General features: G+C 45.5%; 14 protein-coding genes. 2 read left to right on the plus strand and 12 right to left on the minus strand.

The genetic code is table 11. The features are described from left to right. Nucleotides 1-1,104: 1,104 nt before the first annotated feature. From WH95_RS10190 to WH95_RS10230, 9 genes are all read right to left on the minus strand, one after another. Nucleotides 1,105-1,452, minus strand: a complete 348-nt coding sequence (locus WH95_RS10190; RefSeq protein WP_046506491.1) for a RidA family protein — start codon at nucleotides 1,450-1,452, stop codon at nucleotides 1,105-1,107. Nucleotides 1,453-1,486: 34 nt separating this feature from the next. Then, on the minus strand, nucleotides 1,487-2,587 hold the full coding sequence (locus tag WH95_RS10195) for an NAD(P)/FAD-dependent oxidoreductase (RefSeq protein ID WP_046506494.1): 1,101 nt from the start codon (nucleotides 2,585-2,587) through the stop codon (nucleotides 1,487-1,489). Between the two features lie 5 nt (nucleotides 2,588-2,592). Continuing rightward, nucleotides 2,593-3,621, minus strand: coding sequence for a histone deacetylase family protein (locus WH95_RS10200; RefSeq protein ID WP_046506497.1), 1,029 nt, complete (start codon nucleotides 3,619-3,621; stop codon nucleotides 2,593-2,595). 88 nt (nucleotides 3,622-3,709) lie between these two features. Further along, nucleotides 3,710-4,642, minus strand: coding sequence for a BKACE family enzyme (locus tag WH95_RS10205; RefSeq protein ID WP_046506500.1), 933 nt, complete (start codon nucleotides 4,640-4,642; stop codon nucleotides 3,710-3,712). Continuing rightward, the gene (locus tag WH95_RS10210; protein ID WP_046506502.1) at nucleotides 4,639-6,000 is read right to left on the minus strand and encodes an aminotransferase family protein; all 1,362 of its coding nucleotides are present in this window, start codon (nucleotides 5,998-6,000) and stop codon (nucleotides 4,639-4,641) included. The genes WH95_RS10205 and WH95_RS10210 overlap by 4 nt, the downstream gene beginning before the upstream one ends. Next, nucleotides 6,000-7,082 (minus strand): ABC transporter ATP-binding protein, encoded by a 1,083-nt coding sequence (locus WH95_RS10215; RefSeq protein ID WP_046506505.1) that lies wholly within the window; start codon nucleotides 7,080-7,082, stop codon nucleotides 6,000-6,002. Before WH95_RS10215 ends, WH95_RS10210 begins: the two co-directional genes overlap by 1 nt. 90 nt (nucleotides 7,083-7,172) lie before the next feature. Continuing rightward, nucleotides 7,173-8,312 (minus strand): ABC transporter substrate-binding protein, encoded by a 1,140-nt coding sequence (locus tag WH95_RS10220; RefSeq protein ID WP_046506509.1) that lies wholly within the window; start codon nucleotides 8,310-8,312, stop codon nucleotides 7,173-7,175. Between the two features lie 66 nt (nucleotides 8,313-8,378). Continuing rightward, nucleotides 8,379-9,161, minus strand: coding sequence for an ABC transporter permease (locus tag WH95_RS10225; protein ID WP_046506512.1), 783 nt, complete (start codon nucleotides 9,159-9,161; stop codon nucleotides 8,379-8,381). After that, nucleotides 9,161-10,027 (minus strand): ABC transporter permease, encoded by an 867-nt coding sequence (locus WH95_RS10230; RefSeq protein ID WP_046506569.1) that lies wholly within the window; start codon nucleotides 10,025-10,027, stop codon nucleotides 9,161-9,163. Before WH95_RS10230 ends, WH95_RS10225 begins: the two co-directional genes overlap by 1 nt. A 230-nt stretch (nucleotides 10,028-10,257) precedes the next feature. On the opposite strand from WH95_RS10230, the gene WH95_RS10240 reads away from it, so the two are divergent. After that, complete coding sequence (locus tag WH95_RS10240) at nucleotides 10,258-11,235, plus strand: LysR family transcriptional regulator (RefSeq protein WP_245622964.1); 978 nt, start codon at nucleotides 10,258-10,260, stop codon at nucleotides 11,233-11,235. A 358-nt stretch (nucleotides 11,236-11,593) separates the two neighbouring features. Here WH95_RS10240 and WH95_RS10245 read toward each other — a convergent pair whose 3' ends face one another. From WH95_RS10245 to WH95_RS10255, 3 genes are all read right to left on the minus strand, one after another. Further along, the gene (locus WH95_RS10245; protein ID WP_046506518.1) at nucleotides 11,594-13,000 is read right to left on the minus strand and encodes a C-type lectin-like domain-containing protein; all 1,407 of its coding nucleotides are present in this window, start codon (nucleotides 12,998-13,000) and stop codon (nucleotides 11,594-11,596) included. A 3-nt stretch (nucleotides 13,001-13,003) separates the two neighbouring features. Continuing rightward, complete coding sequence (locus tag WH95_RS10250; RefSeq protein ID WP_157845936.1) at nucleotides 13,004-13,972, minus strand: tetratricopeptide repeat protein; 969 nt, start codon at nucleotides 13,970-13,972, stop codon at nucleotides 13,004-13,006. A 586-nt stretch (nucleotides 13,973-14,558) separates the two neighbouring features. After that, nucleotides 14,559-15,734: an MFS transporter gene (locus WH95_RS10255; protein ID WP_046506523.1), complete on the minus strand. Its 1,176-nt coding sequence runs from the start codon at nucleotides 15,732-15,734 to the stop codon at nucleotides 14,559-14,561. A gap of 60 nt (nucleotides 15,735-15,794) precedes the next feature. Between WH95_RS10255 and WH95_RS10260 the strand changes: the two genes are divergently transcribed. Then, entirely contained in the window at nucleotides 15,795-16,721 is a 927-nt protein-coding gene (locus tag WH95_RS10260) for a LysR substrate-binding domain-containing protein (protein WP_204247761.1), read from the plus strand. Nucleotides 16,722-16,957 lie beyond the last annotated feature (236 nt).

Raw genomic sequence — 16,957 nt, forward strand, 5'->3', positions numbered from 1 at the left:
GCCACAATTTTAATATCCTCACAATACATTCTTATACAACAATAATTTCATATACCAACAACACTTAATTCTGAAAAAAAATCACTGAAAATCAACAACATAGCAACTATCAGTTCCGCATCACCATACAAGAATTTTTTCCATTCATTAACCGAATAGAGTTAGAATACGGTCTATACTGCTCACGCCAACTTAAAAAACCTCAAAGGAATTATTAAAAAATTAGCTGTCAACGTAGCCTTTTCTTCTAAACCCTCTGGCGTTAGATAGTACAAATATTTTTTTTAAAGAGCTTGTTTTAACTTAATCCCCTCCCAAAGAAACACATCTTTTCACATACCAATTTACCATCCCCACAAAGATACCGGCATGCTTTGATGCTTTTTTGAGAAACAGAAAAAACTCGGTCGATTTCCTTTGAAATTTGACGTAACGCTCATTCGTATGGCATTAACCTAAAAACTTCACCAAGACATTCAAAAACTGAATATCAAGAAAAATCTATTTCTACAATATATCATAGACCTAAATTATTCCAGAACCGATAAAGACAAAAATACCAACTCAAAGCCTACCAAAAGAGGTTCAATTCACTCAAGCGCTAAAAAAAGTGTTTTATTCATAAGAAGTAAAGGCCAAGTGTAGCCTTATTAAAGAAAAACCCCAGAAACTCATTGATTTACCGGGATTTTTATTAGTTTCAGGGGCACACAAGCGCCAATAACTCGATAGAATAATAAGCAGATTTTTTAAAATTCATGAAGCCTCCAAACATTTGATTTGATTTTCATTTCAAAAGCTCTTCATTACCAGTTTAACTAAATTATTTCTCTTATGTTGACTTCGTACAACGATACTCGCCACCATAAAAAGAAGCCGATAACTGTAGCATTCTGCTTGAGTTTGTATTGAGCTTTACAATTCCTACCGTTGAATCTTGGCAACAATTATATTGACGTTCAAGGTTAAACAATGAACGAACCCATTACAGCAAGAGATGAAGCTATGCTCCATCCCTTGATCTTCTCAGCTAGATTCACTGCCGAAGGTTTTTCTTTTACTTTATTACAATACAATTATCACATTTTCAGATTGAAAATTCTCTTAAACGGCTGCAACCACAATAATTTCAACCGTATAATCTGGTGTAGCAAGCTTTGATTCACCGCACGCACGTGTTGGTGGATTTCCTCTATCCACCCAGGCATCCCATACTTCATTCATTTCCTGAAAATCATCCATAGACGCAAGCCAGATTGTTGCCTGTAATATTTTGGTCTTGTCCGATCCCGCTCTTTCGAGAAGGCTTTCTATATTTTTCAAAATTGTCGTGGTCTGGTCAGCAACACTTTCGCCGGGCACCCCAACCTGCCCCGCCAACCAAACCGTGTTATTATGAATAACGGCCTGGCTCATTCTGTTGCCGGGATCGATGCGTGTAATAGAAGTCATTTTTTTATTACCTTTATGTGTGAAAGAAATATGATTACCGGAATCGTCCGGGATCGAGTGCTTTTATTGTTTCCTCGGGTAGCTGGGAACCTCTCCCCAGGCAGATATCCGCGACATACCCAGAAAGAGCAGGCGCAGTTTGAATGCCGTATCCCCCCTGACCCGCGACCCAGATAAAGTCTTCGGCATCAGGAGCAAAGCCGACCACAGGTGTTTGATCCTTTACAAAACTGCGCAGACCGGCCCAGCTTTTATCAACCCGTGTGACCGGAGCATTCACAGCCTGTTCATATCTGTAAAGTCCCTCTGCAAGGACCATATCATCAACGAAAACATCATGTGGTTCCACAGGATCTTCATCGGCAGGGGAAACCATCAGCTTCCCCCCCTCTGGCTTTGCGTACCATTGCTCAGACGCACTCGCAAAAAGGGGCCACTTCATGATATCATGTCCATCTGGCGCGGGTAGAAGTGCCGCTGAGCGTCGTTTCGGCACCAGACCAACTTTATTCACCTGCGCCATGGCAGCAACTTCATCAGCCCACCCACCAGCAGCATTGATCAGAATTTTTGCTTCATAGATGCCAACGGGTGTTTCCACCTGCCAAACACCATTGCTTCGAGAAATTTTCTGTGCAGGCGCATTCGTTACGATCTGCCCCCCGTTATGTTTGACAATCCGGGCATAACCCTGCAGCAACCTGTCGACATCAATGTCCTGCGCCCGCGGCTCGTAAGCAACAGCCGCAATCATTTCCTTTCGCAGGATAGGGACAAGCTCAACAGCCTGATCCGTACTCAGGCTTTCAATCCCAACTGATCCTTCTAGATAATGGTCCAGCGCCTGGGTTTCAGATTCCGTCGCGACAAGCATAACACCACGCGGCGAAAGAAGACTGTGATCTGAAATATCTCCGGGCTCTAACAATACTGTTTCAGAGACCGCATTTAACGCCCTTAATGTGGCATTGCCATAATTTCGTATGAAGATCGCAGCACTGCGTCCGGTAGAGTGATATCCAAAAGCACTCATCGTTTCCAAGACCGTAACACTTGCTTCCGAACTTATTTGGGCCGCAGCTCCTATACCTGCTATTCCCCCACCGATAACCAGCACATCCGACGTATGTCTCATCCTGTTTATAATCCTGTCGTGTCAAACCCGAGTAAAAACGATGTTAGGTTATCTGATAATTCTTCACACAGATACCCACCTTCCTGTACCAGCAAGACAGGAATACCAAGAGTGTTGATCGCCTTGGCTATTCGGGTAAACCCTGGTGTTGTTATGGAAAAACCCTTTAGAGGATCTTTTTCGTAGGGATCAAGCCCCAGCGCCACAACCAGCACATCAGCCCCAAATGTATTTACCCGCTCAAGAGCTTTCTCCAAGGCAACAAGATAGGCATCATCCCCCGTCCCTCGTGGCAACGGCAAATTGAGATTATAACCTTGTCCTTCCCCCTCGCCCCGTTCCTGAGCACTGCCCCAAAAGAATGGATAAAAACGATCAGGGTCCGCATGTATAGACAGGGTCAGAACATCTTTGCGTTCGTAGAAAATACCTTGGGTCCCATTCCCATGATGAACATCTACGTCCAAAATTGCAGGCTTGTGCCCTGATTTCAGAAGCTGTTCGGCTGCGATAGCTGAATTATTAAAGAAGCAAAACCCCCCGGCCATGTCCGCAAAAGCATGGTGTCCGGGGGGGCGACAAAGGGCATAGGCCGCTTTTTCACCCCCCACAATCAACTCCGCCCCTGTCAAAGCTGTTTGCGCAGACCAGTAAGCAGCTTCCCATGTCCCTGAAGAAATGGGGCAAGCTGTATCAGCCTGATGATATCCGGCCTGTCCAACTGCAGACTTCGGATAGTTGGCATTTCTGGTCGCAGGATGAATATTTGGAATGACTTCATCCGAAGCCCCCTCTATTCGCTGCCACCGCTCATGAATATTTTGTAAAAAAGTGATATATTCTGCGGAATGAACCGCTGCAATAGGTGCCAGACCATGATCAACAGTTTGCACGAGGTCGCACCCCGCAGCCTTTGCACCTTTCAGTAAAAGCTTCACCCGCTCTGGCTGTTCAGGATTAGGAAGCGGCGTACCATTCGCAAAAAAGTGTTTAGGGTCATGTCTTTTTTGACGCTCATCAAAGACATATTTCATATTTTACCTCTAGCATTTTGCATGTATTTTTTTTGGGTATATGTTTTGTTTGACCACATAATTCGTCGTGGACAGGTACTGATAATATTCATGCCAGAATGTTGACATCCTTCTTCCCCTTCAACTGAAGGAGACGACGCGCGTCATCTGCGGTCGCGACCTCACGGCCCAGATTTTCGACAATCTCTCTGACCTTTACGACCTGTTGCGCGTTTGATGCAGCCAATTCCCCCCTTGCAATCGTCAGATTATCTTCTAAACCGACCCGGACATGCCCCCCCATAGCTGCCGACATCGCAGCCATTCGCATCTGATACCGTCCTGCGGCCAATACCGAGAAGGCATAATTATCACCAAAAAGTTTATCAGCTATTCGTTTCATATGAGTGAGGTTCTCAGGGTCTGCCCCCATTCCCCCCAAGACTCCAAAAACAAACTGGATAAAAAGTGGTCCGCGCACCAGTCCACGGCTGACGAAATGTTCAAGCATATAAAGATGCCCCAGATCATAGCACTCAAACTCAAACCGAGTGCCACGCTTTTCCCCCATTTCAGAAAGAATAAAAGCAATATCCCGTGGGGTATTTTTAAACACCAGATCATCAGAGTTCACCAGAAACGATCTTTCCCAATCGTACTTCCAGTCTTTTATGCGTTCAGCAGCAGGATATAGCGCAAAGTTCATACTCCCCATATTCAATGAACACATCTCAGGCTCAATCTGCAAAGGGGCAGCCAAGCGATTCTCCAAAGACATCAGGGCACTGCCCCCGGTAGATAAGTTCAACACGGCATCGGATTGCCGATTGATATCCGGCAAAAATCCCATGAAATTCTCATAGGAGGATGATGGTTTCCCCGTTTCCGGGTCTCTGGCGTGCAGATGAATAATCGCGGCCCCGGCTTCTGCTGCCGTAATTGACTGGGCAGCAATATTTTCGCCAGTGATGGGAAGATAAGGCGACATAGACGGCGTGTGGATGGAACCTGTTATGGCACAGCTGATGATAATCTTGCTCATAAACCGCCCTGCTTTTTCATATAGGGGGCAACTTCGCGTTCAAAAGTGTCGAGAGATTTGACCAACAATGCCATAATCTCCTCCACTTGAGATTCAGAGGTTATCATAGGGGGGCACACCAGGAAGTGATCCCCTTCCAAACCACCACGGGTTCGCCGTGAATAAATAATCAAACCATTGCTGTAGGCAATTTCAACCAGCCTATTAAAAGCAGATATTTCACGAGGAAGCGGTTGCATTGTTTCCCGATCACTCACCAATTCAAAAGCAAGAAGCAGCCCCATCCCCCGAACATCACCAATAAAGGAATAGCGCTCCATCAACCCGCTCAAATGATGCTTCAGAATGTCCCCGACCTTTTCAGCATTTGCTAACAGGCCTTGAGCCTCAATTTGCTCAATCACAGCAAGTCCCGCGGAACAGGCTAGCGGGTTACCTGCATAGGTAAATCCATGTAAAAAGCCTCCATCGGCCAATACAGCATCAACAATATCATTGTGCGCAACCATCGCGCCAAGCGGCGCATATCCCGCTGAAAACCCTTTGGAAAAAACAAGTATGTCAGGGGAGACACCCCAGTGTTCCCCGGCAAAGAACCGTCCGGTTCGACCACCGCCGGTCATAACTTCATCATGGATCAAAAGGATATTATATTCTGTGCAGATCTCACGAATGCGTTCCATATAGCCCGCAGGCGGCACCAATGCCCCGCTAGAAGCCCCCCCGATCGGCTCAACAATGAAAGCCAAAACACTCTCGGGCCCTTCTTCTTGAATACAGGTCTCCAGCATATCTGCATAATAACGTCCTGTGGCAGGATCATCCGGATCACGCCCGTCAAGATAGGCCGTTGGAGCCGGAATCTTTGGCATTTCCTGCATCATCGGATCAAAGGGTTGGGTCAACGATGTATAGCCTGTCAACGCCAGTGCACCCAAAGTGCATCCATGATAACTAGGAAAGCGCGAGATCACCTTCCAGCGTTTGCCTTGACCAATGGAAAGTGCGTATTGCCGTGCAAGCTTAATCGCACTCTCCACTGCTTCGGAACCACCGGAGACAAAGAAAACCTTATCCAAACCCTCTGGCGACAAAGCCGCGACTTTGCTTGCCAGAAGTTCAGCAGGTTCCGTTTCGAAATGCAGACGATAGCCAAATGTTGATTTATCCATTTGTCTGCGCATTGCTTCCAACACCGTTTCATTCGAATGACCAATGTTGCAAACCATCGCCCCTGATGATCCATCTAGAAAACGGTTGCCATCAACATCCCACATGTAAATCCCCCTGGCTTGGTCCAGAACCGGCCGGCGACCATGTGATTGATAAAAGAGATGGCTTTGTCTTGCTTTTTTCATCAACTGTCTTCCCTCAAAACAACACAGTCCTGAGGTCTGAAACGTATTGAGACAGTCTCACCTTCATTAAACGGACGATCTTCTATCATGTTAAGGGCCTGTAACTGTAAATCACCCACACGTACAAAATACCGCACGGCCTGCCCTTGATAATCAACAGTTTCAACAACGGCCTCTACACTCATGCGTTGATCAGGCGATGCATCGACAGGTACAAGACAAAGTTTTTCTGCACGAATAACAAGTTTGGCTGGTTTATGGGCGGCTATGTCCGCTGCTTTCTCACGAGGGACGCTCACCACACCTAACTGTCCCGCGTTGACCAAAACTCTTTCTTTATCTGCTTTTTCACATTCAACCGGGAGAATGTTCGAACTTCCGAGGAAATCAGCCACAAAAGTACTACGGGGATTATCGTACACATCCTTCGGCGCCCCCACCTGTTCGATACGCCCCCCGGACATCACAACCAGTTTGTCTGACATTGCCAAAGCTTCCGATTGATCATGCGTGACAAAAACCGTGGTAATTCCAATTTTTTCCTGAATACGTTTAAGCTCAATCCGCATATCTTCGCGAAGATTGGCATCTAGCGCAGAAAGCGGCTCATCAAGCAACAATACATCCGGGTTGATCACAATAGATCGTGCCAGAGCAATACGTTGCTGTTGCCCCCCTGACAGTTGACTAGGATAGCGATCACCCAGATCAGGAAGCTGAACCAGATCGAGCGCATCCTTCACCCGATGTTCAACTTCTGCCGCAGGAACTTTACGATATTTCAGCCCAAAGGCGACGTTTTCATAAATCGTCTTGTGCGGAAACAAGGCATAGTTCTGGAAAACGATCCCAAGATTTCTTTTGTGGATCGGAATATTATTAACCAACTGATCCCCGATACTTATTTCACCTTCGGATGGATCAAGCAGACCAGCAATCATTCGTAGTGTCGTGGTTTTCCCGCAACCCGATGGGCCAAGTAAAGTAACAAAGCTACCCTCGGGAATATCCAACACCAGAGGGTGGACAGCCGTAAAACCGGCAAAGCGTTTGGCAACGTTTCTCAAGCTGACGGAACTCACAGCAGATCTCCAGAAACTGAACGTATTTAAAGAGCCTCTCTGCCGTAGAAGCTACGGCAGAGAGAAGAGTTGGAAGGCAAAATCAGGTGTTTAATAACCCTTTTGAATACGCCCAAACTGTTTGGACCATGCCTGTTGGTTACCATTCCAATAGTCAGATTTGGCAAAGGTCAGCCCCGAAAGGGTTCCCGTTGGATCAAAGGCTGGTAAGGTCGGAATTTTCTTGCCAAGATCGACTTTTGCCGGGTCTAGGGCAGGTGGATAGTTTTGTCCCTCAGCAACAGCGACAGACGCCTCTTTAGACAACATGAAGTTCAAAAGCTGTTCGCTCTCTTCCATAGGTGAGCCTTTGAGCACAAAAAGGCATTCCTGCCACCCGAAACCATTCGGTGGATCCATGTAACCGATATCATGCCCCTGTTCTTGTAGGGCGAAGACCCGTCCTGACCATGCTTCAGTGACATAGATTTCTTCTTCCGCAAGAAGAGACATCAGTTCAGCCCCTGATCCCCAGTATTTCAGAAGCAGATCACGATGTGTCCGGATTGCCTCCCAGATCGCATCCATGTCGGTCGCGTTGTTCGGGTCCTGTCCGGTCTGAAGAGACGCATACCAAATCCGGGTGCGCCAATCACTCCATCCACCAATTTTACCTTTCAGGCGTTCATCAAGCAGAATCTTTGCACCCTTTTCCTTCATCTCGTCATCGGAAATGTGTTTGCGATTATAGGCAATACCTGTTGTTCCATAATCAAAAGGAACACAAGAAAGTGTGCCATCCGTTACCTCTCGGAAAACATCAACCAGCTTCGGAATGACATTTTTAAGGTTCGGAATATTTTTTTCATTCAAGGTACTTGTCAGGCCCAGCTCATGATAGCGGGCGTAATCAAAGACCCCTGATAGATGGGCAATATTATATTCGCCTGTCTGGCTGGCTTTTACTCGGGAAATATATTCATCACCGCTCCCAAAGGTGCCGTCCACAACCTTGACACCCGTTTCTTTGGTAAAGGGGTCAAACGCATGTTTACGGAGGGCTTCGGATACCACACCACCCCAACCATCAAAACGGACTTCCTTAACCGCGGATAGAGCATTTTTGGCAAAAGGAGTACTGACACCATATGCCAACCCGGCGGCCCCGATCAGCCCCAGAAAAGAGCGTCGATCCAAATCACCATTTTTATAACGATCAAGCAAACGGTCATATCTTTTTGAATTGTCCATGATTTCTTCTCTCTGTTTTAAGGGTTATTATTTTTATGACGTTCAAGAACTAAACTTGTTGAGGGATCAGGTTTGTTTCGCGGCAATACGCCGGGCAATACCAAGCCCGATCAGGGGTAATCCCACCGTCAGGATAATCATGACGGACCCCAGTGCGTTGATTTCCGGAGAAATCGAATTCCGCAGCATTGAGAAAATTTGCGTCGGCACAGTCTCGATCCCTCCCGGTTTCCAGAAAAGGGTTCCGGTAATGTCATCAAAACTGATCGTGAAAGCGAAGAGCATCCCCGCAAAAATAGCTGGTGCAAGCAAGGGAAGCGTTATGGTCAGGAAAGCTTGGATCGGATTGGCCCCAAGGCTCATCGCGGCTTCTTCATAATCTTTGCGAATACTGACAAGACGCGCCTGAACAACAAGAACAACAAAAGGCAGGGTAAAGATCACATGCCCCAACAGCAGCAAGAAAAAGCTTTTGTGCAAAGACAGAAAATTAAGGAAAAGCAAAAGAGCAACGGCAAGAACAACCTCTGGCACCAAAACCGGTGCAATCAAAAGTGTTGAGATAAAATCCCGCCCGGGCACTTTATAACGCACGAGCGCCAGACTGGCGAGAACCCCTAAAAAAGTTGAAATTAAAGCCGTCAAAGCCCCCAGTATCATTGACGTTTTGAACGCTCTTAGAATTGCTTCGTTTTCCCAAAGCTCAATAAACCAGCGAAAAGAAAAACCCGTCACCGGAAAACTGCCAAACTGATTGCTGTTAAAGCTCAGCAAAACAACGACAGCAACGGGCAGAAACATGAACAGATAAACAACAGCTGTCCAAGCTCGAATAACCGACCATCCCATTAGCTTAACCCCTTCATGAGCTGTGACATCCCAAAGAAACGGTTGTAGATAAAGATCAAAGTCCCCAATACCGCGACAAGAACAAGTGAAAGTGCTGACCCTAACGGCCAATCCAGCTGTGTGATAATCGCTTCAAACACCAAATTGGCAAACATAGCGTCGGTGGGACCGCCCAAGATCAAGGGCGTGATATAAGTGCCCGCACCAAGGACAAAACAGAGCAACCCACCCGCAGCCAAACCGGGAAGTGATAGAGGCAACGTAACCTCCAGAAAGCTTTGCCATCTGGTGGAACCCAACGAACAGGCTGCATCTTCCAGCGTTTCGTCAATGCCTTCGACGCTGACGTAAATGTTAAGGATCATAAAGGGCAGTAAGAAATGGATTAGCCCCAGAATAACAGTCACTTCATTATAAAGAAGCTGGAGAGGCTCCGAAATAAGCCCCGTTGTAAGCAGCAGGGAATTCAATGCCCCGGAAACACCCAAAATATTGATCCAGGACATGGTTCGAATTATGTAACTGATCCAAAACGGCAACATCAGGCACATCAATAACATTGCCTTGTTCCTGCGGGAACGCGCAATGAAGTACGCTGCAGGATATCCCAATATCGCACAAAGCACCGTCGTGATCGTTGCGATCTTCAACGTATTAAACAGGATGTCCCGATAAAAAGGATCAGTGAGAACTTCAGCCCAGTTGGTCAAATAAAATCCCGGCTGATCCGCCCCACTTGCTGTTCGTAACCAAAATGAATAAACGACAACAAAGATTACCGGCACTACCAAAAGAAAAAATATGGTTGTTAAAGCCGGAGAAAGCAGCAACCACGGACGCCGCGCCTCTCGTTTCTCTTGTGTCATAGATCTACCCTGTTTCATTTAGACGTGCCCTTTTGGGACAAAGGCTCTGGCGGCCTCTTGAATAAAACGTCTTTCTTCGCCCTTAGCTTTATTACTTTTGTATCGGCATTTCTTTGTGTCGCCTGAAATGGAATTAAATTGAATCGAACAGACTTGCCTTGTTTTTTCTCCCCAAAGCCTCTCAAATCGCGTAGCATTGAGCAAATAGATAGTTAGAATTGTGAGTATTGATGAAATTTATGGCAAACATGTCATCAACGGATAGCGCTGAAAAACTTGCCCGTGATATGGATTGGAACCTGCTAAGAACTTTTGTTGTTCTCGCTAAATCGCGCAGTATAACCGAAGCCGCAGACACAATGCGTTTGAAACAACCAACAGTTTCAAGCGCACTCAAAAGGCTGGAAGACAGGCTTGGCAAACGCCTAATAGACAGATCACCAGGAAACTTCCGCCTGACAAAAGCTGGTGAGTTATTGGAAAAAGAAGCAATTGAGATACATGGGGCAATACTCCGTCTCAGTACCCTGATGCGTGAAACGGTAGATGAGGTCAGGGGTCATGTCCAAATCGCCATGGCCAGTCATGTAATCTGTCCCTTGTTTGACAACACCCTGACTGAATTCCACAAAACCCATCCTCTTGGCACCTTGTCCATTGATATATCAGCCAGTCGCTATGCAATTGACAAAGTCATGTCCCGCCAGGCTTCCATAGCCATTTGCCTCGTAAAAGACAAAAACCCCGCACTTGAATACAAACGCCTTTTCAGAGAATATTTTGGCTTGTTCTGTGGCCCTTCTCACCCTCTCTTTGGGTTAGAGAACCTTCGCAAAACTGATCTGGCGGGACACTCCACCGTCAGTTTTGTCACAGATCATATGAGCGAAGCTCTCAGGCAAGTCACCTTAATGCGTGCAGATGCAGATTTGGAAGACCGGGTTGTTGGTACCTCTGCCAATCTAGAAGAAGTCAGAAGATTGATTATCGCCGGCCTTGGTATAGGACCATTACCAATTCACGTCGTCAAACGCGACATAGACGACGGTCACCTGTGGCGTCTGCCACCCTATGACGCCCCCCCTGCGGTCGATGTCTATGCCGTTTGGAATCCGAAAGCGCGCCTGAACCGGGCCGAACAGGCCTTTCTTGATATGCTTCTGGCCCAAATAGATACAACCCCGATGTCAGAACGCGAATATGTCTAAACCGTCTGTGCTTTGTCCTTTAAACGCTAGTGCCATCTCGCCCCCCCATACGTTCCGCACAACAAAAAACGCCTTAGCAGTTTATCCCACTAAGGCGTTGATTTTAATTATTGTTTACACACAAAAATAACCGACAATTCAATTTCAAGGCAAGCCGATTTTTAAAAGTTTAGACATTACATGTCTTACGACACTTTCTTTATCAATATTATAAACCACTTTCCCAGATACCATATAAAAATAACAAGGTTCTATAGCCGAAAAATGAACATTGCTTCAAACGATAGAAAACAACTAATTCTCAAGCAAGTATCCAATGTTATGTAACATAGCTCGGTTTTGAGATTGACGTCCGACGTTACGAAAAACAGAAAACACGGCTGGCAAAGGTTGGGTTTTCTCCTTCGGTGAAACCATTATTACGAAGAGTTCGGTATCTACCCACAATTTTGTCAGGTGCCGTTTGGTCTGTTGTCCAGATCCCCCAAAATGGATCCCCAAGCGGGATCATTTCCTTCAAATGGGGTTTGGCTTCAGCAACGCTGGGCAAGTGCATCCCCTTACTCTGGCAAAACGCCTTGGCAGCACTAAATGTCATCCGTTCCGGATGGAACAGAAAGGCCGAAGTTTTTTTGTTTTGAGCATCCGCGACTATAGCCGTTTTCATATTGGAAGATTCCGTCCCAAAACCGTCAGGAGCCTCCCCCACATTTGCTGTTGGTCCACTTGCGAGCTTGTCCGCTCTTTTCTCCTCAAAAGTATTTTTAAAGGGAAGGTTGTTACGAACTCTGTACTTGATTCGCTGAAAATCCTCTTTTGCCAGGCGAATAAGGTCATAACCGCGTTCATCAGCATCGGAAACATATTTCTGCATATATACCAGGTCCTCATCCATCTTGTCATTATCGACTGTAGATGACTGAACCACATCCGCATACTGGGCTTGCCACATCATACACACACCACGTCGCTGCTCTTCAATTTGTGCCAGTCGTTTCTTAATGGGACCATAAGGATTATCAAAGCACTCACCTGCCCCCAAGGAACAGAAGCATTGGTCTTTGATAGCATGATTTAGTTTCAGGTTTGCAGTTGTGGGTTTATTACCACTTGGTAAAGAGACAGCCAAAGTTGACACTTGTGGACTTGCATCTGGTATCGCTGCCTGAGTACCGATTGCCTTTGGAGCACCCTTTGGGGTTAAGCTAGATTTTAAAACACTTTCAAATGAAAGGCCTTTTTTCGATACTTGGGCCTGCTGTTTTGGAATATCACGAGGCCACTCATCAAAAAATGCCTGAATGCAACCATACCGCCCCTCGCAATAAGCCGCGACCTTATCATAGGCCGCTTGGCTCACCGCATGTGCTGTATCTTTAAATCGAATACGGCTTTCCAGACACATATATTCACTTTGACATTCAATCGTAATGGTCAGGGTACGATCGTTCTTCTTGGATCTATCCAGTGATGGTTCCAACGCTGATTTTCGTTTGTACTGCTCCTGCAGTGTATCACTGATATCCTCCTGATCATAAGCTGCTTCTATACGCTTACAGAACGGGCTGTTTTCAAAAACCTGATCCTTTAACCAACTCAATGCATCAGGTAGCGCATCTATCATATAGCTATGACACGCTGCCTTGATTGTCTCGTCCAGTTTCATCTCATGCTGAACTGTATCCTGAGCAACTGATGCACTTTGTAATGTAAAAAGGAATGCCGCAAAGCCTACTAGCCCCGCAGCGCGTTTGAAAATGCTCATGTCTTAGCCTTTTATTTTTGTCAAAAGCTTAATTGCGGGTTTGTAATAATCAGAGGATGGATCAATTTGTTTTACAAAACGGACTAGTTTTATATAAGCACCGCGTTTATCTCCACTGGCAAGCAGTGCCTGTGCCCAATAATAATTGGTCATCCCGTCAATAGGAACAGGCAAGGCATTCAACCGTTCAAAATAAGGAACTGCTTCTGCAGGTTTTCCTGTGTTAAACAGCTCTCCAATTTGTAACATAAACTGATCCCGCAACACTGACGGAGGCAGATCCGATGTCTTGTTCAGGCGAGCGCCATTTACGTGTGTTTCCTCTTTTTGTGCCAAAGGTGAAGAAACTTCTTTTGAAGCAACTGAAGCCGTTTTCTGGACACCGCCCATGTCGATCATGGCAGTAATTTGCGCCCGTCGATTGGCTGAAATCAAAACAGGTGGGATTTCCGCAATCGCTCTTTTACAAGAAGTATCAATACTGGTGGGTCCACAGGTGTCGATAAGTTTTTTTAAATTACCAGGTAGGAACGCGTGAACCGGGTTCTTCAACTGCACCTGAAACGGTTCTGTCGATCGTTCTTTCAAGTCACTCTCAAACGCTTGACGCGTGCCAATCTTATAAGGAGTGTCACCAAACCAAGAGTTATCGATTACCAGATAGGTAATTTTGCCTTTGCTCACCGGTATTTGCATGGGCGGAAAATTAAACGCGGCTTGTCGTGCATGAAACTTATGTGTGCCAGGCATAATTGGCAACCAGATATAGCCCTGATAGTGAGTCGCCAGCGGAATATCGTTGAGGGTATAAATAAGTGGATAACTCTCCGCCCCCAAAACAACAATGGCAATGGCCCCAGCCTCACCCAAATTGCCTGGTGTAACCACTTTTGTATAGTCTTCCGAGTTGGTTTGGCTCAAAGGGGGTGGCGGGCCGCTACTTGTGACGCACCCTGAAAGAACAAAGGTCAACAGACCGAGGCTTAGCAAGCACTTCAAAGACGAAACAAAACGCAAGGATCGATGATAGAGACGGGCAAACATTCAATATCCGTAACTAGATTATTCCTGTTCTCAAAATTGATATGACGAAAGCATAACTGATCATGCATGTCAATTTACCTCGGAAAACCACCTGATCGATATAATCAAAAGCATTTTCCAGTATTGCCTCAGATTAAAATTAATAGCCCCTCATACACTTTCCTTCTCCAAGGGCGCGTGTCCACGATGAAAATACTGCCTCGACTCGCTAATACAGATTTTTGCGAGAACAAATGTATGCGTGGATTTATATTCAGTTTTTTATATTTCCTTTTGAGCGCAAATAAGCCTCTATCGTTTTCACGATAGAGGCTTATTTGTTCTTTAAGCTGGTTGCAGAGGTTCGAAGTAAACTTTACCGAACAAACAGCATAACCTTTTCCACCCCAAAATCAGACCTGGTAAGCTTGATAGAGTTTAACAATGTTTGCACCAAAACAGATATTAGTTAAACCTCAAGGTGCACTTTAACCACATCAACAAGCCCCTTGTTATAACCGATAGGCAATAACTTTTAGACTTTCTGGGTAATCACATGTTTATCCAAAACACCTGACAAACGGGTCAAACCAAGTGCCCCAAGAACAATGATCGCACCGATCCATGGTGTATCCATCAGAGACATGCTATCAACTACATATCCCCCGACAAATGCCCCAATAGCAATGCCAACATTAAAAGCTGCGATGTTCAAACCAGAAGCCACATCTACTGCATTTGGCCTGTATTTCTTAGCCAGCTTAACAACATAAACCTGCAAACCCGGTACATTACCAAAAGCAAATGCTCCCCAGGCTAATACAGTTACAATAGCTGCCATTTGATATTGAGCGGTAAACGTAAAAATAAACAGAACCGCTGCCAAGAGGCTAAAGATGATATAGAGAGCTTTCACGGGCCCAATCTTATCGGCGAGTTTTCCGCCCCAGATATTCCCAAAAGCAACAGATACGCCGTAAATAAGTAGCAAAAAGGCTACTGAACTTGCTTCAAAGCCTGATACTTGTTCCAAAATTGGCGCTAAAAAGGTGAATGCGACAAACGTGCCACCATAACCAACAGCAGTCATTGCGTATACAAGGATCAAACGTGGGTGCATCAAAACAGAAAATTGTTCAGCTAAAGCTGCAGCTTTTGATTGTTTCAAATTACTTGGGATCAATAAAAAACTACCAATAAGCGCAACTAGCCCCAATACAGATACAATTAAGAAAGTTGCACGCCAGCCAAACTCCTGACCGATCCAGGCCCCTAAAGGAACACCAGTGACAAGAGCAACAGTCAGCCCGCTAAACATAATGGCTATAGCGCTGGCTTCTTTCTCTTTAGGGACCAGCCCGGTAGCAATCGTAGAGCCAATTGAGAAAAAGACACCATGTGCAAGCCCAGTAATAACACGTGCTATAATCAGCATTTCATATCCTGATGACATCCAAGCCGCGATATTGCCTACAATGAACAAAATCATTAAGGAAAGAAGGAGAACTTTACGGTTCCAACGACCTGTTAGTGCGGTCAGAACAGGGGCACCGATAGCAACCCCAAGGGCATAGAGGCTAACAAGTAAGCCGGCTGAAGGAAGAGAAACATCCAAATCAGAGGCAATCGTTGGCACCAAACCGACAATAACAAACTCGGTCGTACCAATTGCAAAGGCGCTTATTGTCAGCGCAAATAATGCGATGGGCATAGGAGATTACTCCACAATTCATTAATATTGACGTGGAAGCACTATGGCGTCATATTTTTTTTGGAAAAACGCTATAGTTTACAAATTATTTTTTCAGTTTTAACAATAATGAAGAGCAGATCTGACGACCTTGAACTCTTTTTAACCGTTATTGATTGCGGAGGCTTTTCTGCTGCTGCCAAGGAACTTGATATTCCTGTTGCAAAGATTTCACGAGCCATTCAACGCTTAGAAGAGCGACTTCAAACGACATTGTTAACACGCACCACACGTAAGGTTAACCTCACTACAGAAGGAGAAACATTCGCTGGTCATGTGCGTACGGGATTAAACCAACTAGAGCAGGCTGAAGAATTTTTAAGAGTCTCAAAAGAAACGCCCGTGGGACGACTGCGTGTTGATGCAGCTTCGCCGTTTATGCAACATCAGATCATTCCTCATGTACAAGAGTTTTGTGAGGCCTATCCCCAAATTCAATTGGAATTAAATACATCTGAAGGAATTATTAACTTGCTGGAAAAACAAACTGATCTGGCAATTCGGATTGGCGCATTGGAAGACTCTACTCTCCATGCCAAGCTTCTAGGACGTTCTCCCCTTCACTTGGTGGCAACAGGAAAATACTTGGAGCGTTATGGTCTACCAAAAACTCCGGAAGAATTGGAAAAGCACAGACTTCTTGGTTTTACATCCCCTACATCTCTAAACAATTGGCCGATAGAAGGTGGTGTATATATAAATCCTACTTTAAGCACCAATAGCGGGACTATCTTGAGAGATTTGTGTCTGGCAGATAGCGGTATCGCCTGTTTATCGAACTTCATGGTCTCTAACGACATCAAAGATGGCAAACTTATCCCCGTGTTAAATGGCTTAATAACTTCCACATCGCGAGAACTTGTCCAAGCGGTCTATTATCGAAACACATCCCTGTCTTCACGTATCAGAGTTTTTCTCGATTTTTTTGCTGCTAAATTCAACCTTTAAGAATCATTTTGAATTTCACTATTAACTGACAACATGTGATTTTCAATTGATATCCGCAGTTTAATTTTCACAAAACATTTCCCTGTTTTTTGTTTTTAATAACGCCAATTGTTTCCTATGCGCATATAAACAAGCTCTCAACTTCCGCCATACGTTCCTTGGAACAAAAAACGCCTTAGCGGTTTCCCACTAAGGCGTTTATATTGGTTGCGGGGGCAGGATTTGAACCTGCGACC

The sequence above is a fragment of the Kiloniella litopenaei genome, from assembly GCF_000982415.1.
Taxonomy (GTDB): Bacteria; Pseudomonadota; Alphaproteobacteria; order Kiloniellales; family Kiloniellaceae; genus Kiloniella; species Kiloniella litopenaei.